25 protein-coding genes are annotated in these 21,108 nt (G+C 55.4%); 7 read left to right on the plus strand and 18 right to left on the minus strand.

Annotated features, from left to right (window positions below; all coding sequences use genetic code 11):
- Window positions 1–152 precede the first annotated feature (152 nt).
- Entirely contained in the window at window positions 153–359 is a 207-nt protein-coding gene (locus ACMGG1_RS22275; RefSeq protein ID WP_012004917.1) for a DUF1107 domain-containing protein, read from the minus strand.
- 326 nt (window positions 360–685) lie between these two features.
- Between ACMGG1_RS22275 and ACMGG1_RS22280 the strand changes: the two genes are divergently transcribed.
- Window positions 686–1,243, plus strand: coding sequence for a YtfJ family protein (locus tag ACMGG1_RS22280; protein WP_400827097.1), 558 nt, complete (start codon window positions 686–688; stop codon window positions 1,241–1,243).
- A gap of 1 nt (window position 1,244) precedes the next feature.
- On the opposite strand, the gene cysQ is transcribed toward ACMGG1_RS22280, so the two are convergent.
- Entirely contained in the window at window positions 1,245–1,985 is a 741-nt protein-coding gene (gene cysQ, locus ACMGG1_RS22285) for a 3'(2'),5'-bisphosphate nucleotidase CysQ (protein WP_041415176.1), read from the minus strand.
- 256 nt (window positions 1,986–2,241) lie between these two features.
- Between cysQ and ACMGG1_RS22290 the strand changes: the two genes are divergently transcribed.
- Both ACMGG1_RS22290 and ytfE read left to right on the plus strand, forming a co-directional pair.
- The gene (locus ACMGG1_RS22290) at window positions 2,242–4,194 is read left to right on the plus strand and encodes a bifunctional 2',3'-cyclic-nucleotide 2'-phosphodiesterase/3'-nucleotidase (RefSeq protein WP_414161029.1); all 1,953 of its coding nucleotides are present in this window, start codon (window positions 2,242–2,244) and stop codon (window positions 4,192–4,194) included.
- A gap of 119 nt (window positions 4,195–4,313) precedes the next feature.
- A complete protein-coding gene (gene ytfE, locus ACMGG1_RS22295; RefSeq protein ID WP_046374657.1) occupies window positions 4,314–4,979 on the plus strand; it encodes an iron-sulfur cluster repair protein YtfE in 666 nt (221 codons plus the stop codon).
- A gap of 43 nt (window positions 4,980–5,022) precedes the next feature.
- Here the strand turns inward: ytfE and fklB are convergent, their stop codons facing one another.
- The gene (fklB, locus tag ACMGG1_RS22300) at window positions 5,023–5,643 is read right to left on the minus strand and encodes an FKBP-type peptidyl-prolyl cis-trans isomerase (protein ID WP_020824922.1); all 621 of its coding nucleotides are present in this window, start codon (window positions 5,641–5,643) and stop codon (window positions 5,023–5,025) included.
- Between the two features lie 288 nt (window positions 5,644–5,931).
- On the opposite strand from fklB, the gene ACMGG1_RS22305 reads away from it, so the two are divergent.
- Window positions 5,932–6,600, plus strand: a complete 669-nt coding sequence (locus ACMGG1_RS22305; protein WP_128865490.1) for an OapA family protein — start codon at window positions 5,932–5,934, stop codon at window positions 6,598–6,600.
- On the opposite strand, the gene ACMGG1_RS22310 is transcribed toward ACMGG1_RS22305, so the two are convergent.
- From ACMGG1_RS22310 to rpsF, 5 genes are all read right to left on the minus strand, one after another.
- The gene (locus ACMGG1_RS22310; RefSeq protein WP_128865489.1) at window positions 6,597–6,956 is read right to left on the minus strand and encodes a DUF488 domain-containing protein; all 360 of its coding nucleotides are present in this window, start codon (window positions 6,954–6,956) and stop codon (window positions 6,597–6,599) included. The two genes, ACMGG1_RS22305 and ACMGG1_RS22310, sit on opposite strands and share 4 nt — an antisense overlap.
- Before the next feature lie 110 nt (window positions 6,957–7,066).
- On the minus strand, window positions 7,067–7,519 hold the full coding sequence (gene rplI / locus ACMGG1_RS22315; protein ID WP_004933629.1) for a 50S ribosomal protein L9: 453 nt from the start codon (window positions 7,517–7,519) through the stop codon (window positions 7,067–7,069).
- A 39-nt stretch (window positions 7,520–7,558) separates the two neighbouring features.
- Window positions 7,559–7,786, minus strand: a complete 228-nt coding sequence (gene rpsR, locus ACMGG1_RS22320) for a 30S ribosomal protein S18 (RefSeq protein ID WP_000135199.1) — start codon at window positions 7,784–7,786, stop codon at window positions 7,559–7,561.
- Between the two features lie 4 nt (window positions 7,787–7,790).
- The gene (gene priB, locus ACMGG1_RS22325; RefSeq protein ID WP_006317460.1) at window positions 7,791–8,108 is read right to left on the minus strand and encodes a primosomal replication protein N; all 318 of its coding nucleotides are present in this window, start codon (window positions 8,106–8,108) and stop codon (window positions 7,791–7,793) included.
- Between the two features lie 8 nt (window positions 8,109–8,116).
- Entirely contained in the window at window positions 8,117–8,515 is a 399-nt protein-coding gene (gene rpsF, locus ACMGG1_RS22330) for a 30S ribosomal protein S6 (RefSeq protein ID WP_006317459.1), read from the minus strand.
- A 457-nt stretch (window positions 8,516–8,972) separates the two neighbouring features.
- Here rpsF and ACMGG1_RS22335 point away from each other — a divergent pair, with 457 nt between their 5' ends.
- Window positions 8,973–9,239, plus strand: a complete 267-nt coding sequence (locus tag ACMGG1_RS22335; RefSeq protein WP_020824919.1) for a DUF1471 domain-containing protein — start codon at window positions 8,973–8,975, stop codon at window positions 9,237–9,239.
- Window positions 9,240–9,333: 94 nt separating this feature from the next.
- Here the strand turns inward: ACMGG1_RS22335 and yjfP are convergent, their stop codons facing one another.
- Entirely contained in the window at window positions 9,334–10,086 is a 753-nt protein-coding gene (gene yjfP, locus ACMGG1_RS22340) for an esterase (RefSeq protein WP_414161030.1), read from the minus strand.
- A 126-nt stretch (window positions 10,087–10,212) separates the two neighbouring features.
- Between yjfP and bsmA the strand changes: the two genes are divergently transcribed.
- On the plus strand, window positions 10,213–10,521 hold the full coding sequence (gene bsmA / locus ACMGG1_RS22345) for a biofilm peroxide resistance protein BsmA (protein WP_020824917.1): 309 nt from the start codon (window positions 10,213–10,215) through the stop codon (window positions 10,519–10,521).
- Window positions 10,522–10,643: 122 nt separating this feature from the next.
- Window positions 10,644–10,919 carry a DUF1471 domain-containing protein gene (locus tag ACMGG1_RS22350; protein ID WP_020824916.1) on the plus strand — a complete coding sequence of 92 codons (276 nt, stop codon included), beginning with the start codon at window positions 10,644–10,646 and terminating at the stop codon, window positions 10,917–10,919.
- On the opposite strand, the gene ACMGG1_RS22355 is transcribed toward ACMGG1_RS22350, so the two are convergent.
- The 9 genes from ACMGG1_RS22355 to hflK all read right to left on the minus strand — a co-directional run bounded on the left by ACMGG1_RS22355 (window position 10,916) and on the right by hflK (window position 21,089).
- Window positions 10,916–11,314, minus strand: coding sequence for a DUF350 domain-containing protein (locus tag ACMGG1_RS22355; RefSeq protein ID WP_020824915.1), 399 nt, complete (start codon window positions 11,312–11,314; stop codon window positions 10,916–10,918). The two genes, ACMGG1_RS22350 and ACMGG1_RS22355, sit on opposite strands and share 4 nt — an antisense overlap.
- An 87-nt stretch (window positions 11,315–11,401) precedes the next feature.
- On the minus strand, window positions 11,402–13,033 hold the full coding sequence (locus ACMGG1_RS22360) for an isovaleryl-CoA dehydrogenase (RefSeq protein ID WP_414161031.1): 1,632 nt from the start codon (window positions 13,031–13,033) through the stop codon (window positions 11,402–11,404).
- A gap of 129 nt (window positions 13,034–13,162) precedes the next feature.
- The gene (gene rlmB, locus ACMGG1_RS22365) at window positions 13,163–13,894 is read right to left on the minus strand and encodes a 23S rRNA (guanosine(2251)-2'-O)-methyltransferase RlmB (protein ID WP_020824913.1); all 732 of its coding nucleotides are present in this window, start codon (window positions 13,892–13,894) and stop codon (window positions 13,163–13,165) included.
- Window positions 13,895–13,953: 59 nt separating this feature from the next.
- A complete protein-coding gene (gene rnr / locus ACMGG1_RS22370) occupies window positions 13,954–16,440 on the minus strand; it encodes a ribonuclease R (protein WP_020824912.1) in 2,487 nt (828 codons plus the stop codon).
- A 59-nt stretch (window positions 16,441–16,499) separates the two neighbouring features.
- Window positions 16,500–16,925, minus strand: coding sequence for a nitric oxide-sensing transcriptional repressor NsrR (gene nsrR, locus ACMGG1_RS22375; protein ID WP_020824911.1), 426 nt, complete (start codon window positions 16,923–16,925; stop codon window positions 16,500–16,502).
- Between the two features lie 233 nt (window positions 16,926–17,158).
- The gene (locus ACMGG1_RS22380) at window positions 17,159–18,457 is read right to left on the minus strand and encodes an adenylosuccinate synthase (protein WP_041415174.1); all 1,299 of its coding nucleotides are present in this window, start codon (window positions 18,455–18,457) and stop codon (window positions 17,159–17,161) included.
- A 97-nt stretch (window positions 18,458–18,554) separates the two neighbouring features.
- Window positions 18,555–18,755: a DUF2065 domain-containing protein gene (locus ACMGG1_RS22385; RefSeq protein ID WP_020824909.1), complete on the minus strand. Its 201-nt coding sequence runs from the start codon at window positions 18,753–18,755 to the stop codon at window positions 18,555–18,557.
- A 63-nt stretch (window positions 18,756–18,818) separates the two neighbouring features.
- The gene (hflC, locus tag ACMGG1_RS22390) at window positions 18,819–19,826 is read right to left on the minus strand and encodes a protease modulator HflC (RefSeq protein ID WP_020824908.1); all 1,008 of its coding nucleotides are present in this window, start codon (window positions 19,824–19,826) and stop codon (window positions 18,819–18,821) included.
- Between the two features lie 3 nt (window positions 19,827–19,829).
- Window positions 19,830–21,089 (minus strand): FtsH protease activity modulator HflK, encoded by a 1,260-nt coding sequence (gene hflK / locus ACMGG1_RS22395; RefSeq protein ID WP_115060329.1) that lies wholly within the window; start codon window positions 21,087–21,089, stop codon window positions 19,830–19,832.
- Between the last annotated feature and the right edge of the window lie 19 nt (window positions 21,090–21,108).

Genomic DNA, 21,108 nt, shown 5'->3' on the forward strand with positions numbered 1-21,108 from the left:
TTCAGTTTTTTCAGCTGCTCTAATTTCCCTATGAATTTCAAGTTGCAGCTAGGCAGCCAGCTCACTCATCCCCTGGAGCTTACTTAAGTAAGTAACAGGGGTGGGTGGGTGCAGATAACAACGCTGCGGCTTGAAAGGCGACGGGTAATGCATCAACCCATCTCTGTTTGCAGCAACAACACCTGACGGTTTACCTCTGACATCACGCTGAAGTGGCGCCGGTCACGAATTTTCGGTAACAGGATTTTCCCTTCGTCGAATTCGAACGCGCCTACATCTTTGATATACAGCCGGCCACGAAACAGGGTTTTTACGTACTTCGCCACTTTCAACGGATTATAACGCTGGAAGATTCTCATTCTATTACTCTCCTCCGTTTGGTCCATGCGCTCAGCGGGCCGCCAAGGTGGCAGCCTCTAAAGTAAGAACGCAACTTGATTGCCATGTAGTAGACCTAGTAAAGACGATAATGTTCACTTCTGCACGGATATCTTCACTGGATTTACACTTTTTGACAGAATTGTATATGATAATATATAACTTTTTCAGTATATCCCTTCAAAACACAGGTATTACCGGCCAGAAGGGGAAACTGCGATCCAGCTAACAGGACAGACCTCCGATCACCACCTATGCTTTAGGCTGTCGGGTGCTGTCGGCACCGTTCCCCTTCCAAGGAGAAGGCATGAAAAAAAGTCACCTGCTTATTGTTTCCCTGCTGCTTGCCCCCTTTTTAGCCTCTGCGCACAACTTCCAACTCCAGCAACGCGTCGCGCCGGTCGGCATCAGCGATAAGGGAGAGTTGAATTACGCTAATGATAAGTTTAGCTATCAAAACTGGAATAGCGCGCAACTCAGTGGGAAAGTGCGAGTCATACAGCATATTGCCGGCCGTAGCTCCGCCAAGGCGATGAACGATCCGCTGATCGAAGCGATTAAGAAAGCTAAACTACCGCACGATCGTTACCAAACGACGACAATAGTGAATACCGACGACGCGATACTCGGCACCGCGGTGTTTGTTCGCAACAGCATTGAAGACAGCAAGAAAGAGTTCCCCTGGTCGCAGTTTGTGGTCGACAGCAACGGCAACGTGCGCAAGGCCTGGGATTTGCAGCCGAAAGGGTCGGCCATTGTGGTGTTGGATAAGCAAGGCAGGATCCAGTTCGCCAAAGACGGCGCCCTGACGCCAGAAGAGGTGCAGCAGGTCATGACCCAACTGCACCAGTTGCTGGCGAACTGATTTAGAACAGCGAAACCCTGAAGCCGGGGTTTAGGAAGGATTCACGCGGCGTATAGAGCAGAGGTCTGCCCTGCCAGTCGTGGATCTGTGCCCCGGCTGCCACGGCCACGGCATGACCGGCGGCGGTATCCCAGATATTGGTGGGCCCAAAGCGCGGATAGAGCTGCGCTTTACCTTCCGCCACCAGGCAGAATTTCAGCGAAGAACCGACGGAAACGGTCTGGTGTTCGCCCAGCTGTTTCAGGTAGTCCTTCAGCTCTTCGTCGCTGTGCGAACGGCTGACCACCACCAATGGCGGATGGGCATTGCTGACGCCAATCTCCTGCCGGTGGCCCTTTTCTTCTTTCCAGGCTTTACCGCGCTCGGCCAGATACAGCACGTCGATCGCCGGGGCGTAAACCACGCCCATTACCGCCTGCCCGTCTTCAATCAACGCGATATTTACCGTGAACTCACCGTTGCGATTCAGGAACTCTTTGGTGCCGTCCAGCGGATCGACCAGCCAGTAGCGCGTCCAATTCTGCCGCACTTCCCAGGTCGGTGGATCTTCTTCCGACAGCAAGGGGATGTCCGGCGTTAACGCCGCCAGGCCGCGCTGGATAATGTGGTGCGCCGCCAGATCGGCCGCCGTCACCGGGGAGTCATCTTTTTTTTGTGTAACATCAAGCGGTTGTTCACCGTTGTACACCGCCATGATGGCCGCGCCCGCCTCGCGGGACAGTTGGCAAATTTTTTCTAACATCATTCACCTCAGATAGACAGTTCCGTGGGCCATTTCCCCTTTCTCATTGCTAGCAGCCTAGTTTTTTTTGCATCGAATATCCATCATAACGATTTAACCTTCGGTAATGACTCGAGTCTTTGCCGTCACAACTGTGACATTTCCTCCGATACCTTGGCCGATTTTCTGCCACACTTCACAGTTTGGTGAGACAACCAATGTTACTTACATGCCCCTCTGCGATAAAACTCGAAAAATAGAATGGAGAAAGCTAAAAATGATGAAGCGTCCGCTGACGTTGTCTGTCCTCGCTGTGCTGGTTTGCGCCTCAGCGCAGGCGGCAACAGTCGATCTGCGCGTGCTGGAAACCACCGACCTGCACAGCAACATGATGGACTTCGATTACTACAAGGACAAACCGACCGACAAGTTCGGTCTGGTGCGCACCGCCAGCCTGATTGAACAGGCTCGCCAGCAAGCCACCAATAGCGTACTGGTGGATAACGGCGACATCATTCAGGGCAGCCCGCTCGGTGACTATATGGCGGCCAAGGGCCTGAAGCCCGGCGATATTCATCCTGTCTATAAGGCCATGAACACCCTGAATTATGTGGTCGGCAATATCGGCAACCACGAATTCAACTACGGCCTCGATTACCTGAAAACCGCCATCAGCGGTGCCAAGTTCCCGTATATCAATGCTAACGTGATCGACGCTAAAACGCAGAAACCGCTGTTCACTCCTTACATTATCGTCGATACGCCGGTAAAAGACCGTGACGGCAAGGAACATAGTTTACGCATCGGCTATATCGGTTTTGTGCCACCGCAAATTCTGGTGTGGGATAAGGCCAATCTGCAAGGCAAGGTTAAGGTCAACGACATCACCGAAACCGCCAAACGCTACGTGCCGGAAATGCGTAAACAGGGGGCCGATCTGATCGTGGCGATCCCGCACTCCGGCCTGTCCAGCGAGCCGTACAAGGCGATGGCAGAGAATTCGGTGTACTACCTCAGCCAGGTTCCGGGCATTGACGCCATCATGTTCGGCCATGCTCACGCGGTATTCCCGAGCAAAGACTTCGCCAATATCAAAGGCGCTGACATCGCTCAGGGCACGCTGAACGGCATACCTGCGGTCATGCCCGGCCAGTGGGGCGACCACCTCGGCGTTGTCGATCTGCAGTTGAACAACGACTCTGGCAGTTGGAAAGTAGCTTCCGCCAAAGCGGAAGCACGGCCCATCTACGACAAAGAGAACAAGAAATCGCTGGCGGCGGAAGACGCCAAGCTGGTGAAAGTCCTGGCGGAAGATCATAAGGGCACGCGCGATTTTGTCAGCAAGCCGGTCGGCAAAGCTGATGACAACATGTACAGCTACCTGGCGCTGGTGCAGGATGACCCAACGGTACAAATCGTGAATAACGCGCAGAAAGCCTATGTGGAACACTACATTCAGGGCGACCCGGATCTGGCCGATTTGCCGGTGCTGTCAGCGGCAGCGCCGTTCAAGGTCGGCGGCCGCAAAAACGATCCGGCCAGCTTCGTCGAAGTGGAAAAAGGCCAGCTCACCTTCCGTAACGCTTCGGATCTCTACCTCTACCCCAACACCCTGGTGGTAGTAAAAGCCAGTGGCAAAGAGGTGAAGGAGTGGCTGGAGTGCTCCGCCGGGCAGTTCAATCAAATCGACGTCAACAGCAGCCAACCGCAGCGCCTGATCAACTGGGATGGCTTCCGCACCTATAACTTCGACGTGATTGATGGGGTAAATTACCAGATCGACGTCAGCCAGCCTGCGCGTTACGACGGCGAATGCCAGTTGATTAACGACAAGGCGGAACGTATCAAGCAGCTGACGTTCAAAGGCAAGCCAATTGATCCTAAAGCCACCTTCCTGGTGGCGACCAATAACTATCGCGCTTACGGTGGCAAGTTCGCCGGCACTGGCGATCAGCATATTGCCTTCGCTTCGCCGGACGAGAACCGTTCAGTGTTGGCGGCCTATATCAGCGCTGAAACCAAGCAGCATGGCGCAGTCCGGCCACAGGTGGATAACAACTGGCGCCTGGCGACCTTCAGCAGCCCGCAACCGCTGGATATTCGCTTCGAAACCTCGCCAAGCGAGAAAGCGACAGCGTTTATCAAGGCACATGCCCAGTATCCAATGAAATCCGAAGGCACGGATAACATCGGGTTCGCAGTTTATAAGATTGATTTAAGTAGCAAATAAGCTGCAGGCCGGGAGGCACAGCGTTCCCCCCGGCCATCTACTCCTTTTTCTCGCTGGCGCGCCCTTTAAATTGCATTTAAAATGCATGTTATAAATTTTTCATTTAAAGAGGCACTCTCATGGATTACCGTAATCAATCCCTCGGCGCTCTCGCCATCGCTATTCCCCGGGCATCACGCCTGTTCCGCCTGAACGATTTGGATTTCTGCTGTGGCGGAAAACAAACGCTGCAACGCGCGGCCGAGCGTAAAGGACTGGATCTCGAGCAGCTTGAAAGCGAATTGGCCGCCCTCGCCGCCAGACCGGCAGCAAGCCATGACTGGCGTACTGCACCGCTCGGTGAACTGATTGATTATATTCTGCCACGCTTCCATCAGCGGCACCGTGAACAGCTGGCCGAGCTGGTACTGATGGCGGAAAAAGTCGAACGGGTTCATGCCGACAAAGCCACCTGTCCACGCGGTCTGGCGAAACAGCTGAACCTGATCCGGCTGGATCTGGAAAATCACATGATGAAAGAGGAACAGATCCTGTTCCCGATGATCAAGCAGGGTATGGGCCGGCAGGCGGCTGGGCCGATCTCGGTAATGGAACATGAGCATGACGAAGCGGGCGAACAGCTGGAAGTGGTGAAGTTCCTCACCCACAACGTGACGCCACCGGAAGGTGCCTGCAATACCTGGCAGGCGCTGTATGGTGGTATCGACGAGTTTATTGATGACCTGATGGAACACATCAATCTGGAGAACAACCTGTTGTTCCCCCGCGCGCTGAACGGCGCATAAAATAAGGGCGCCATTAAGGCGCCCAGAGAAATCTGTTAGAGAATTACAGGATTTCCAGCAGTTCGACGTCGAACACCAGCGCGCTGAATGGCGGGATGGATGCGCCGGCACCACGCTCGCCGTAGGCCAGATCGTGTGGAATATACAGCTGCCATTTGGAACCGACCGGCATCAGGGTCAGCGCTTCGATCCAGCCAGGGATCACGCCGCTAACCGGGAATTCTGCCGGTTGACCGCGCTCTACGGAGCTGTCGAACACGTCGCCGTTAATCAGACGGCCAGTGTAATGCACACGCACGCGATCCTGACGGGACGGGATTGGGCCGTTGCCCTGCTCCAGCACGGAAAACTGCAGACCGGATTCGGTCAGCGTAACTTCGTCGCGCTTGGCGTTGTCTTCCAGGAATTTCTGGCCTTCAACGGCCATCGCCTGTTGACGCTCACGACGTACGGCATCCGCACGTTCGTGGATTTCGCGCAGCGCACGGTGCACCACGTCTACCGGAACCGCCGGGGCATTCCCTTCCAGCGCGTCACGCAAACCTGCCAGCAAAGCTTCCGGTTGTAAACCTTCCAGACCGGACTCTTGCAGCTGCTGGCCGACCTGTAAACCAATCCCGTAGCTCGCCTGCGCTTCAACGCTGTCAAAAGAAGGGGTTGTCATGGGGTTTTCCTTTAGTCTGTAAAAAGTCGAAAGCGCAGCATAACAGCGCCGCAATGCCGGGTAAAATCTTGTGTGGAGAATGATGACTTTTGTCGTAGAAAAAGAAACAATAACCCTCAGTTAACACCCGCTCCCGCGCGCCCAGGCGAATCGCCTGCCGCAACAGGTATGGGTTTGCTGCTGCCTTTCACTTCAATCAGTTAGCGGACTATACTGAAAACAGGGTATCGGGTCGGCGGTACACCCTTTTGTACCGTGATATTTTTACGCCGTTGAAGAGAGGTTACCATGGGCAGAATCTCGCCCAGGAGAAGGAAGACCACCCGTATCTACCAGCCGTTGTTGCGTACCTGGCTGAACTTCAGTCAGCGCCTGAAGCCCGGCTCCGCGCCAGCGTCGGTAGAAGACCCGGATTCAGAACAACCACCGGAAAGCGGTAAGGGGCAAAACATCAAAGCGTTACTGCTGAAGATCTGGCACCTGCCGGACGGCTTCGGTTGGATGGAGCCACTGCCTTATTTTCATCGTCGCTGGACCCTGATTTTCGGCATCATCCTGCTGCTGGCACTGCTGTGGCCGTATTCATCGGAAAAACAGCCATTCCCTGTCACCCAGCAGGAAAACGGCGTTCCCTTGCAGGCCGAATTGCAAAACGACACTCAGCAGCAGCACGCTGTAGAGCCGGAACCGGCGGGCAACTGGCAACGCTACCAGATCCAACCGGGCCAGACGCTGGCGCAGCTTTTCCGTGACAACAACCTGCCGGTGAACGAAGTTTTCGCCATGGCGCAGGTGGAAGGGAACGATAAGCCGCTCAGCAACATGAAGGCTGGCCAGGAAGTGCGTATCGAACGTGATACCAACGGCGTGATCACCGCGCTATCTGTCACCACCGCTGACAACAGTCAGGTGTTATTCCGCCGCCAGGCCGACGGCGGCTATCGTCGCGAGCGTTAATCCGCTAACTGCCTTAACAGAAAGTCGCGCAGCACGATGCCATGGTTGTGCTGTGTGTCTTTACTGCCATAAAGTAAGGTCAAGGGTTGCCCCTGTCTTAGTAAAGCCACCAATGGCTGCCAGGCGTCGTTTTGAGCCAGTTGCAAGCGGTAGTGGCTTTCGAACTCGTCCCACCGGTCAAGATGTTGATGAAACCACTGCCGCAGCGCGTTATCCGGCGCAACCTGCTTTAGCCACTGCACGCCCTGCAATCGTTCCTTGCTGATGCCTCGCGGCCACAAACGATCGATCAGATAACAGTGCTCCGGTGCAGGGCCGGTAAAATCGTAAACGCGCTGCAAGATAATCTCCGCCATTTCCGCTGCTCCTCATTCAAGCTGTGATAGCAGGGTAGCGCGTTTTACCGGACGCAGAAAAGCAAAACGCCAGCACGAGGCTGGCGTTTTAACTTGGCTGGCAGGAGCGATTAAGCTTCTGCAACCACAACTACATTCAGCTGTGCGAACACGTCGCTGTGTACCTGGAAGTGAACTTCGTGTTCACCAGTGGTACGCAGAACGCCGTTCGGCAGACGAACTTCGCTCTTGGCAACTTCAACGCCTGCCGCAGTAACTGCGTCAGCGATGTCGCGGGTGCCGATAGAGCCGAACAGTTTACCTTCGTCGCCTGATTTAGACGCGATGGTGACTGAACCCAGTTCGTTGATCTTGGTTGCGCGAGCTTCAGCAGCAGCCAGAACGTCAGCCAGTTTGGCTTCCAGTTCAGCACGGCGTGCTTCGAAGAACTCTACGTTTTTCTTGGTAGCAGGAACAGCTTTGCCCTGTGGTACCAGGAAGTTACGGGCGTAGCCCGCTTTAACGTTAACTTGATCACCCAGGCTGCCCAGGTTTGCTACTTTATCAAGCAGAATAACTTGCATTACCTTATCCTCTCAAAGTCGTTAATGGACAGTGGCCGATTACTGATGACGATCAGTGTACGGCAACAAAGACAGGTAGCGCGCGCGCTTGATAGCACGGGCCAGCTGGCGCTGATATTTTGCACGAGTACCGGTAATACGGCTCGGGACAATTTTACCACTTTCAGTGATGTAGTTTTTCAGCGTAGCGATGTCTTTATAGTCAATCTCTTGAACGCCTTCCGCGGTGAAACGGCAGAACTTGCGACGACGGAAATAACGTGCCATTAGGCTAGTCTCCAGAATCTATCAATTCAATCTGCTCGGCATGCAGAACCAGTTTGTTCAGCCCGTTGCGCCCTTGATGGCAGCTTACGAAGCCTTGCACGGTTATCTGACTGCCGACCGTTAATCTTTGAGTTAGTGCTTGTGACTGTTGTCCGCTGACAACCACGGGCATTCGGCACCATGCTTGCCTGCTAAATCCGGCTTCCATTTGCTGCGAACGGTGCTCTAGCACAAATTGGCAGTGGGGGATCCCGGAAGGACTCACTTTTCGAACCGGCGCCTTGCACACAGTGCCCGACAAAACCAGACGATTAGATGTCACGGCGGCAATTACTCTTCAGAATCCCCAGCATCTGCATCATCTGCGGTTTCGTTAGCGAAGTCTTCGCGGCGATCGCCACGACGTTCGTCTTTCGCTTTAACCATCGGAGATGCTTCAGTTACCGCGTGCTTAACGCGCATAACCATGCTACGGATAACGGCGTCGTTGAAGCGGAAGTTAGTTTCCAGCTCATCGATCGCTTCCTGCGGAGCTTCAACGTTCAGCAGAACGTAGTGAGCTTTGTGCAGTTTGTTGATCGGGTAAGCCAGTTGACGGCGGCCCCAGTCTTCCAGACGGTGAATCTGACCAGCAGCGTTAGTGATGGTAGCACTGTAACGCTCGATCATGCCCGGAACCTGTTCGCTTTGGTCAGGATGGACCATAAAAACGATTTCGTAATGACGCATCGAATTGCTCCTTACGGATTATTCAGCCTCCTGTCAGGGTCAACCGCGGCCCATGGAAGCAAGGAACGTGTATGTGTGTGCGGCTGAAAAAATGACGCGTAATCATACTTGCGCAGGCTGGGAAACTCAAGGACAGAAGGGTATTTATTATCGGTAATGCGGGCCCGATGCGTAAATAGCACGATTTGCTATCTGTACAACCTATGTACACAGATCCATCAGTTCAAAAAATCTTTCAATGAAATCATCACTGATTCGCAAAATTCATTCATTTTTTTTGAATAATGACATCAAAAAGCCCCCCTTTTTAATCCTGCCGGAAGGTCTAAAATTGTTGTTATACGCCGCAGACAGCGCGACGAAAAAGATTTGAGGTTATTCAATACAGACAAATAACTTTTTGCTGCACTGGCACCTGCTGTCAGGCCGTTGAAGCAAACAGTTAAGAGAGGCACTTATGAAACGCATTACCATCGCCACCGCCATTGCTTTACTGTTTTCCGCCAACGTCATGGCCGCTACCGAAATCACTTCGCATCAGGCTGACCAACGCCAGAGCGTGGGATTCGTCACGTTGAACCAGAATGTGGTATCGCCGGATGACGCCAGCAGCCAGGTGAGCAAAATAGCCGATCAGCGCGGCGCGACCGCTTACCGGATCATTGCGCTGCACGAACCGGAAAACAACAGCACCATTCACGTCAGCGCGGAACTGTATCGTTAAGCCTGCATGCAGTGCCAGGGAAGCAAGCCGCGCCCAAAAGCGGCAAATTAAAATGTGAAAATGTCGTCAGCCCCCTGCCCGCAGGGGGCTTTTTTTATAAGGTTTTCGCGAAGAACTCGGCCGTTGCGTCAAGCGCTAACGGTGTGATGCGGTGCTTAACGTCCGGTTCAGTCAAAAATGTCAGTTGCCGGTCCCAACCACTCTGGCGAAGCTCGGTTGCCAGGCGTCGACTTTCAGCCGCCGGGACCACATCGTCCGCTTCGCCGTGCCATAACAGCAGCGGACGATCGGCAATCTTTTCCAACTGGCGTTCCAGGCCATAATCCGCAAGCGCGGCAATGCGCGCATCAAAACCGCTCGCCGTTAAGGGTTTACCCTGCTCATCCAGCGGTGGGAACAGCGTCTGCGCCAGGGAACTGTAATAACCGGCCCCCATCAGGCTCGCCGCAGCTTTCACCCACGGATAACGAACAAAGCCTCCCAACGTCGTCATCCCCCCCATGGACGCGCCCGCGACGCCGATGCGCCCTTCGGCAATCAGCCCGCGCCGTTCAAAGTCCGCCTTCAACGCCGGTAACTCATCGATATTGCTGCGCAGGATCTCCCAAAAGCGGGACAACCGCTTTTGTTCATCGCCGTCAAAACGCTCGCCGTGCAAATCGGCATCCGGCAGCACCACGCGAAATCCCACCCTGGCTAACGCGTAGGCAAAGTAGGCGTAGACTTCTTTCGACGAGGTATAACCATGGTAGAAAAATACCGTCGGCAACGGCTGATGATACTGCCCCTGCGGCACGGCATGGATGACCGCAATATCTCCTGCTCGCTCGTCATAAATTTCAATCATTCATTTTCCCTCTGCATCGCCATTGCCTTCATAATGGCAAACTTGCACTAAAAAGCATTAGCTCAATCTGTTCCAATTTATAATGGGTTACACTCAAATCACGCTATCCGCTTTCTTGAGGTATCTATGAAAATGTCCCGCCTGCTGCTCTCCTTGACGCTGGTCACGCTGCTTAGCGCCTGTGGCATGATGACCACGACGCCAAAAGCGCCCCCACCGCCGACCGGACAGGCGCAGGAGATCACCCGGGCACAAACCGGTAGCCTGGAAAAAATAGGCACCACCAGCGCCCTGGTTCGCGGCAGCCCGATGGATGTGGAAGCGGAAATTCAGCAGAAAGCCAATGCCAGCGGCGCGCGCTATTATATGATCATCATGAACAGCGAAACCGTGGTTCCCGGCCAGTGGTATTCGCAGGCGATCCTGTATCGGTAACTGCTGGAGTTTTAATAAGATTTACATTGGCTTTGCACAGACTGAAGTTGGATAGAGCACACTGGCAAACAGCGCGCCGCAGCCCGCGGCCGTGAATCCAGGATCCGACGAAGGGGAACGCCATGACACGCTCCGCCGCACTCACCGCCCTCCTGCTTTCTATGGGGTTACTCAGCGCCAGCGCCCAGTCCGCTGAACTGGCCCCCGCAGACCGCGTTACACCACTCAGCGAAATTGCGGAAATCACCCTGAACAACCTCTCCGGCTCCCCTCAGGACGTAGAACAATTGATCGCCCAAAAGGCGGATGAGCATGGGGCAAGCTATTACCGCATCCTGCGAATGGAAGAACAGGCGCATCAGCCAGGCTGGCGCGCCTCCGCAATACTTTACCTTTAGTAGGTCATGCAGGCCGCATTCAGCACACCGCCACTGATCGACACACCGCCGAGGAAAATCCCGGCCGCCACGTGATTGGACTCAATCTTGTCGCTGATGCGCGGCATATAGATTTTCACCGCCGCAAACAGCAGCAGCTGTACCACCAGCGCCACCACGCCCCATAACAGGTAGTCCAACAGGCTGACGGAGTTGATCGCTGCACTCGCCAGCGGAATGACATACCCGAGACAGGCACCGACAAATCCAAAAGCGGCGGCCTGATTGTCGGCTTTGATCAACGCCCATTCGTCATGCGGCGTAATGCGGGTATAAACGAACAAAAACACCAGAACCATGGCAAAGCCACTGAAGAAATAAGAGGCGAATGCCGCCAACGCGCTGAGAATATCCATGTCATGTTTCCTGGTCAGAGGTCAGTATCCCTTACGGGCCAAGAGCTGAATTAAAAAGCTTTTCCGGCTGCGGCGCCACCGTTTTACCTAGCCGCCCATCGCGCGGGTAAACAGCGTTTCGCACAGCCTTTCCGGCAATGTCCGCTCACCACGGGCATCAAGCATCATTTGACACCAGGCTTCCGCCAGCGGTGGTGAACTGTAACGCAGAAGCTGCGCCGCCGCGAACAGATTAAACAAGGCGCCGGTAACCGCACGCCCTTGCTCTTCCTGAGGTTTGCGCATCAGTTGAAGCAACCGTCGCCATTGGTGATCATAATGGCGGTTCTGCCCTCTCACTTCACCGAGTTCCTGCTCCAGCGCCTCCTGCACCGCCGGCAGCTTGCCCCAGGCGCGCATGACATCCAGACACATAATATTGCCGGAGCCTTCCCAGATGCTGTTTACCGGCATTTCACGGTACAACCTCGGCAGTTCGCTCTCTTCGCAATAGCCGATACCGCCCAGCGCCTCCATGGCTTCACCAATAAAAGGAATGCCTTGCCGGCAGACTTCAAACTTCGCCGCAGGCGTCATCACTCGGCATAACGCCTGCTCCAGGGGCGTGCTACCTGCGCTGTCATAAGCACGCGCCAGACGCATCAGGGCTGCCGTCTGCCCCTCCAGGCGCAGGGCCATTCGCGCCAGCACCTGCCGCATCATCGGTTGTTCAATCAGCGTCTTACCAAACGCCTGCCGCTGCAGAGCATGGTACAACGCCACCGACAGTCCGCGCCGCATCAGCCCGTGGCTACCCAGTGCGCAGTCAAAACGCGTCAGCCCCCCCATTTTCAGGATATGTCGTACGCCATCCCCTTCCTCGCCCACCAGCCAGGCGCTGGCATCCTGGAATTCTACTTCGCTGCTGGCGTTCGACCTGTTGCCCAACTTATCCTTCAGCCGTTCCAACCTTATGGCATTGCGTGTGCTGTCAGGCAAAATTCGCGGCAGGAAGAAACAGGACAGCCCGCCTTCGGTCTGCGCCAGCACCAGGTGCGCATCGCTCTGCGGTACCGAGAAAAACCACTTGTGGCCGACCAAACGGTAGGCTTCTCCTGGGCCGCGTGCACCCAGCGGGCTGGCGGTGGTGGTATTACTCAGCACATCGGAACCGCCCTGCTTTTCGGTCATTCCCATGCCGATCAGCAAACCGCGCTTTTGCCCGCCGGGCAATGAATGCGCGTCGTAACGATCGGACAGTAGCGGCGTTAGCCAGGATTGGAACTCCGCAGGCAACGAGCGCTGCAGCAAAGGAATTGCGCCAAAGGTCATGGTCACCGGGCACAAAGTGCCGGCCTCGACCTGCGCATGTAATACAAAACGCGCCGCCCGCGCCACAAAAGAGCCGATTCGGGCGTCCTCCTGCCACGGCAGGTTATGCACCCGGTTGGCTATCAGCCCTTGCATCAGGATATGCCAGGCGGGATGAAAACGGACGTCGTCCAATCGCTGGCCGGTGGCGTCATAGCGCAGCAGTTCCGGGGGATTGGCATTGGCCAGCCGCCCCAACTCCAGCGACTCCTGAGTGCCCAACTGTTGGCCCAGCGAGGCCAGCACGTCCGCATCCCAACCGGCCTGCTCACGCTGAATGGCTTCATGCAATGGCGTATCGGACAGGAACAGATTACTGTTGCCCAGCGGCTTCGGCTGATTAAAAATGGTGTGTGTATTCCAGACCATTGGCTTGCTCCCTGATAAAAGCGTCAGGAGTAATTATGGTCGTCAGGGGGAATTCTGCCGCTGGCGAGATCGCAGGGTAGGCATCGAGAAAGGAATTAAGGGCGCAAAAGCTGCGCCCTTACGGATAAATCAACTGCGTTGACGCACCGCTTCAAACAGGCAGATACCGGTCGCCACCGAAACGTTCAGTGAAGAAACCGTACCGGCCATCGGAATGCTGATCAGCTCGTCGCAGTGCTCGCGAGTCAGACGACGCATACCTTCGCCTTCCGCCCCCATCACCAGCGCCATCGGGCCGGTCATTTTGCTCTGGAACAGCGTGTGGTCGGCTTCGCCCGCAGTGCCCACGATCCAGACGTTCATCTCCTGCAGCAATCGCAGGGTGCGCGCCAGGTTGGTGACGCGAATCAACGGCACATTCTCCGCCGCGCCACAGGCCACTTTCTTGGCCGTAGCGTTCAGCTGGGCAGAACGATCGCGCGGGACAATCACCGCGTGCACACCGGCCGCGTCGGCGCTGCGCAAGCAGGCACCGAGGTTATGCGGGTCGGTCACGCCGTCCAGCACCAGCAGGAACGGGGTATCCACGCTTTCCAGCAGCGCCGGCAGGTCATTTTCCTGATACTGGCGTCCTTCGCGCACCCGGGCAATGATCCCCTGATGCACCGCACCCTCGACCTTCTCATCCAGCCACTGGCGGTTCGCCACCTGGATAACAATGCCGGTCGCTTCCAGCTCGGCAATCAACGGCTGTAGCCGACGATCGTCGCGGCCTTTGAGGATAAACACTTCCAGGAAGCGTTGCGGATCGTTGTCTAACAGGGCTTTGACGGCATGAATACCGTAAATAATTTCGCTCATGATGCTCTTTTTACTGTGCGGCAGGCAAACGCCTGCCGGTGATAATGACGTGTGGCAGGTTAAGCCTGCTCAGCACCTTTCTTCTTGCCGGCGCGTTTGGCCTTGGTCGCCGCCGCTATTTTCCGGGTTTTGTCGGACACTTTCTTGGCTTTCGCCTTTTTGTCTTTCTTCACCTTGTCAGCGGGCTTGGCCTCATCCTTACGGAAGGCGCTGTCAGGCTCAAAATTGGCTGGCGGTTTGCCGCCCCGGCGTTTGCGCGGTGACGAGGTGCGGCCTGCGCCTGCGCCATCACGCAAGGTGCGCTGACCGCCTTTCTTGGCGCGATCGCGTTCAGTTTTGCCTTCACCGCGTGGTTTGCGGGTGCTGGAGACCAGAGCGAAGTCAATTTTACGCTCATCCATATGCACCGCTTCCACACGGATCTCTACCGTGTCGCCCAGGCGATAAACCACGCCTGAGGATTCGCCAATCAGACGCTGGCCGATATTATCGTAGCGATAATAATCATTATCCAGCGACGATACGTGCACCAGGCCGTCGATAAACAGATCGTTGAGACGCACGAAGAAACCGAAGCCGGTCACGCTGGCAATAATGCCGCTGAACACTTCACCGACGTGATCCTGCATAAAGTCGCATTTCAGCCAGTCGGCAACGTTGCGCGTCGCTTCATCGGCGCGGCGTTCAGCCATTGAACAGTGCTCGCCCAACTGCAGCATTTCTTCGAATTCGCTGTGCCAACCACCGGTCGGCGTCCAGCGCTCTTTCGGTTCGCCGTGCTCTTTGGCCAGTTGGTACTTGATCGCACGGTGCATCGCCAGATCCGGATAACGGCGGATCGGTGAGGTGAAGTGGCCATAAGAAGCCAGCGCCAGACCAAAGTGGCCGCGGTTTTCCGGATCGTAAACCGCCTGCTTCATCGAACGCAGCAGCATGGTTTGCAGCATTTCATGGTCAGGACGTTCGGACACTTCATCCATCAGTGTGGCGTAGTCCTTCGGCTGCGGCTTGTTGCCACCGCCCAGCGTCAGGCCCAACTCGCCCAACACGCTGCGCAGTGCACTGATGTGATCGTCACTTGGGCGATCGTGCACGCGGAACAGCGCCGGTTCGTTATTTTTCTCGACAAAGCGTGCAGCGGCGACGTTCGCCATAATCATGCACTCTTCGATCAGTTTGTGAGCGTCGTTACGCACCGTAGGTTCGACGCGCTCAATACGGCGTTCGGCGTTAAAGATAAACTTGGCTTCTTCGGTTTCGAAAGCGATACCGCCACGTTCAGCACGCGCCTGATCTAGCACCTTGTACATCGCATGCAATTCTTCCAGGTGTTTGACCAGCGGGTGATAATGCTCACGCAGCTCCTGATCGCCCTGCAGAATATGCCAGACCTTGTTATACGTTAAGCGGGCGTGAGAGCTCATGACCGCTTCATAGAATTTGGCCGTCGACAGGCGCCCCTGGGCGGAGATGGTCATCTCACACACCATGCACAGACGGTCTACCTGCGGGTTAAGCGAACACAGGCCGTTAGACAGCACTTCCGGCAGCATCGGAATAACCTGCGATGGGAAGTACACTGAAGTCCCGCGGTTACGGGCTTCGTCATCCAGTGCCGTGCGCGGACGCACGTAATAGCTGACGTCGGCAATGGCAACCCACAGGCGCCAACCGCCGCCGCGTTTTTTCTCGCAGTAGACTGCGTCATCGAAATCGCGGGCATCTTCGCCATCAATCGTTACCAAAGGCAGTTTACGCAGATCAACGCGGCCTTTTTTGGCGGATTCCGGTACCTGTTCACTGAGGTCGGCTACCTGTTTTTCCACCTGCGGCGGCCAAACATGCGGGATTTCATGGGTGCGCAGCGCGATATCTACCGCCATGCTGGTCCCCATTTTATCGCCGAGGATCTCGACAATCTTGCCAACCGCTTTGGTACGGCGGGTTGGGCGCTGGGTCAGTTCAACCACCACCATAAAGCCCATGCGCGCACCGCTGACGGCGTCGGCCGGGATCAGGATATCGAAGCTCAGGCGGCTGTCATCCGGCACCACGAAGCCGGTACCGGCGTCCATGAAGAAGCGGCCGACGATTTGACTGGTTTTCGGCACCAGCACACGGACGATACGCGCTTCGCGGCGGCCCTTGCGATCGGCAGCCATGGCCTGTGCCAACACCACGTCGCCGTGGATCGCCATCTTCATCTGTTCAGCTGACAGATACAGGTCGTCTTTACTGCCTTCGATACGCAGGAAGCCAAAGCCATCGCGGTGGCCGATCACGGTGCCGCGCAGCAGATCCAGGCGTTCCGGCAGCGCGTAGCACTGGCGGCGGGTAAAGATTAATTGGCCATCACGTTCCATCGCCCGCAGGCGACGGCGCAACGCTTCCAGGGGTTCTTCGCCGGTTAAATTCAGCTCTTTGGCCAGCTCTTCGCGGCTGGCCGGCGTTTCTCTTTTCGCCAAATGGGCCAAAATAAATTCACGGCTCGGAATGGGGGATTCATATTTTTCTGCTTCTCGTTCCAGGAATGGATCTTGTGACATTGCGGTTCCTCCGTTGTCATCAGCAGGGTGCCGCTGAGCCTTGTCTTCTCAGCGACGCTTTATTCGACAAGCAATAGCTTGTAGAGCGATGGATTGTCTTCGACCATATCGGCCAACGTGTGGTTATCCAGCTCTTCAAGGAAATTCTGTACGCCCTGTTGGAGCACCTGCTTCAGGCGGCAGGCAGGGGTTATGTGGCAAAACGTACTGCTGCAATTAACCAGTGAGAGCGGCTCCAGCGCCCTGACCACGTCGCCGAGGCGAATGGTTTCGGCCGGTTTGCCTAAACGGATGCCGCCGTTCTTACCGCGCACTGCGGTGACAAACCCAACCCGGCTTAACTGATTGATGATCTTTACCATATGGTTTCGGGACACGCCGTAGACCTCGGTGACTTCCGAGATGCTGGTCATTTTGTCCGGTGGCAGCGAGGCCATGTAGATCAACGCCCGCAGGCCATAATCAGTAAAACTTGTTAACTGCACATCTACCTCTGGGTATCATTTTACCCGTCTGATACGCCGATTTTCGGCACTATTCAAAAGATTACTTATTGGATAATAAACCAGCCAGAGAGTTCGCCGCTAATTATTTAGCGCATGTCGAGCTCGGGGACAGGTTAAAGAAAGGATTTTTGGACGTGAAACCGCAATCGGGGAAAATCAGGATAAAAACAAACCGGGACACGCCCGGTTTGTTTTATTGCAGCAAAGTCAGATTATGCGTCGAACGGGTCGCGCAGGATCATGGTTTCGCTACGGTCCGGGCCAGTAGAGATAATGTCTACCGGTACGCCAGTCAGTTCTTCAATGCGCTTGATGTAGTCCAGCGCTGCCTGTGGCAGTTTACTGTGTTCTTTCACGCCAAAAGTGGTGTCGCTCCAGCCAGGCATGCTTTCGTAGATTGGTTCGATACCTTCCCAACCTTCAGCCGCCAGCGGCGTGGTGGTCATTTCGCGGCCATCTGGCATGCGATAGCCCACGCAGATTTTCACTTCTTTCAGGCCATCCAGCACGTCCAACTTGGTCAGGCAGAAGCCAGACAGGGAGTTGATCTGCACTGCGCGGCGAACCGCTACGGCATCCAACCAGCCGGTACGACGACGACGGCCAGTAGTGGCGCCGAATTCGTTACCCTGTTTGCACAGGTATTCGCCAGTTTCGTCGAACAGTTCGGTTGGGAACGGACCTGCACCCACGCGGGTGGAGTAGGCTTTCACGATGCCCAGCACGTAATCCACGTAACGCGGACCAATACCTGAACCGGTAGCAACGCCGCCAGCAGTGGTATTGGAAGAGGTTACGTACGGATAGGTACCGTGGTCGATATCCAGCAGGGTGCCCTGTGCGCCTTCGAACATGATCAGGTCGCCACGCTTGCGCGCGCCGTCCAACAGTTCAGAAACGTCAACAACCATTGCAGTCAGGATGTCGGCGATAGACAGCACGTAATCCAGAGTCGCCTGGTAATCAACGGCTTCGACTTTGTAGTAGTTAACCAACTGGAAGTTATGATAATCAACAATTTCCTTCAGCTTAACGGCGAAGGTTTCTTTGTTGAACAGGTCGCTGACGCGCAGACCGCGACGAGCTACTTTATCTTCGTAAGCCGGGCCGATACCGCGACCGGTGGTACCGATAGCTTTCGCGCCACGTGCTTTCTCACGCGCGTTATCCAACGCAACATGGTAAGGCAGGATCAGCGGACAGGCTTCGGACAGTAACAGACGTTCGCGTACCGGGATGCCGCGCGCTTCGAGTTCACCCATTTCTTTCATCAACGCGTCTGGCGCCAGAACTACACCGTTGCCGATGATGCTGGTCACGTTTTCACGCAGAATGCCTGAAGGAATTAAATGAAGGACGGTTTTTTCACCGTTAATTACCAGAGTATGGCCAGCGTTGTGACCACCTTGATAGCGCACTACATATTGAGCCCGTTCGGTCAGCAGGTCTACGACCTTGCCCTTACCTTCGTCACCCCATTGAGTGCCCAGTACGACGACGTTCTTACCCATTTTAAAAATCACCGGTTGCTTAAAAATGGATTCTACCACCGTAATTCGTGAGTTTCAGCACTTTTAGCGTTGAGTTGCGTATTTTTTAGGCTAACCTTTAAACCCCCGTGCGACTACGCAACATGTAGTAGATCACACAGCCCGCAACCACTATTCCGCCGCCAAACCGCCGTAAGGTAGAGTCAGGCAACTGGGTCATCGCCAGTATCATTTTACGCCAGGCCTGTGGAAACAGCATCGGCCCCAGGCCTTCCAGCACCAAAACCAGCCCTAACGCCAGCCAGATCGTTGAATTCATCAGAAACTCCCAAAAAGAAAGGGCCCGCGTTTAAACGGGCCCTCGATCAATTACCTGTCGTGATTATTTGCGCGTGGAGTCAGGCGACTTCATGTAGCGGAAGAAATCGCTGTCCGGGCTCAGAACCATCACGTCCTGGTTATTGCTGCTGAAGCTGGTTTCGTAAGCACGCAGGCTACGGATAAAGGCGTAGAAGTCCGGATCCTGGCTGAATGCGTTGGCAAACAGTTTGGCCGCTTCGGCATCACCATCACCGCGAGTGATACGTGCAGTACGTTCAGCTTCCGCCAGGGTACGAGTCACTTCGTAGTCTGCGGTCGCACGCAGCTTCTCGGCTTCTTCCTGACCCTGTGAACGGTGACGACGGGCTACCGCTTCACGCTCGGCGCGCATACGCTGGTAGATCGCATCAGACACTTCCGCCGGCAGGTTGATCTGCTTGATACGCACGTCGATCACTTCAATACCCAACGCCGCCATGCTGTTCGGGTTAACCTTCGGCAGGTTGCCGGTGGTTTCCTTCTCAACACGCGCCGCGGCAGAGGCGATAGCGTCATCGGCTTCGGTGGTGGTGACTTCTTGATCGTCACCCACGGTACCGGTGTTCAATGCATCACGCACGTCTGACATCAGCTTACCGCGCGAGTCGGTGACGATGTCTTTCACGTCCAGACGACCAATCTCGGAACGCAGACGGTCACTGAACTTACGTTTCAGCAGCACTTCGGCCTGTGAAACATCACCGCCGCCGGTTGCCAGATAGTAACGGCTGAAATCGCTGATACGCCATTTCAGGTAAGAATCGACAATCAGGTCTTTCTTCTCGCTGGTCACAAAGCGGTCAGCCTGGTTATCCATGGTCTGGATACGCGCATCCAGCGTCTTCACTGATTCAATAAACGGGATCTTGAAGTGCAGGCCTGGCGCATACACCAGCGGCTTGTTGTCGCTGTCACGCAGAACCTTGCCAAAGCGCAGCACGATGCCACGCTGGCCTTCCTGAACCACGAACAAAGAAGCGTATAACGCCACCAGCACCGCGAGGACGATTACTACAAAAGACTTACGCATTGATTACTCTCTCCCTACGCGAGTGGTGTCGTCACGCTGCGCATTTGCCCGGCGCTGGTCCATGACCGAGCCGCTGCTGGTGCGCTGGCTGCTGGAGCTGGCGCCGCTGTTGGCAGACGGAGCGGGGTTGAGACGAATCAGGCTGGTGTCTTTATTGCCGTCCGCCGCCGCGCCGGTTTGGCCACGCAGCATTTGATCCAGCGGCAACACCATCAGATTGTTGCCTTTGTCATTCACCAACACCTTACGGGTGTGGCTCAGGACTTTTTCCATGGTTTCGATATACAGACGCTCACGGGTAATTTGCGGTGCCGATTTGTATTCCGGCAACAGCTTGGCAAAGCGAGCAACCTCACCCTGAGCTTCCAGGACTGTACGGTCTTTATACGCTTTGGCATCTTCCAACAGACGCTGCGCCTGGCCGTTAGCACGTGGCTGAACTTCGTTGGCGTAAGCTTCCGCTTCACGGATGTACTGCTGCTCGTTCTCACGTGCGGCAATCGCATCGTCAAATGCGGCCTTCACCTCTTCCGGCGGACGAGCGGCCTGGAAGTTGACGTCCAGCAGCGTGATGCCCATGTTGTACGGACGAATAGTTTCTTCCAGTACGCGTTGGGTATCGCTACGCACGATAGTACGACCTTCGGTCAGGATCTTGTCCATGGTGTACTTGCCGATAACGCCACGCAGGGCGCTGTCGGTAGCCTGGCTCAGGCTGTCGTCGGCATTGGTCACGCTGAACAGATAGGCTTCCGGGTTGGTCACGCGGTACTGCACGTTCATTTCTACGCGCACTACGTTCTCGTCGGAGGTCAGCATCACGCCAGACGCCGCCAATTCACGAACCGACTCCACGTTAACCGGACGCACTTCATCGATAAAGGTCGGCTTCCAGTTCAAACCTGGCTGAACCAGGTGGCTGAACTTGCCAAAACGGGTCACAACACCACGTTCGGCTTCCTTGATGGTGTAGAAGCCGCTGGCAGCCCAAATCACCACTACCGCTACCGCGGCAATGCCGATGATGCGACCGCTGAGGCCCGGGCCAGAAGTGCCGGTGCCGCCGTTGTTATTGCTGTTGGAGCCTTTGCCCCCGCCCAAACCGCTCAATTTCTTGCTCAGTTTGCGGAAGATATCGTCCAAATCAGGTGGCCCTTGATCACGACCGCCTTTGTTATTACCGCCAGAGTTGCCGCCATTGTTATTGCTGCTCCCCCACGGGTCGCGGTCCTGTCCGTTATTACCGGGCTGATTCCACGCCATGTTTTAGCTCCATATTCTG

It is taken from the genome of Serratia sp. BNK-12, assembly GCF_047456085.1.
In the GTDB taxonomy this organism is placed as follows: Bacteria; Pseudomonadota; Gammaproteobacteria; order Enterobacterales; family Enterobacteriaceae; genus Serratia; species Serratia liquefaciens.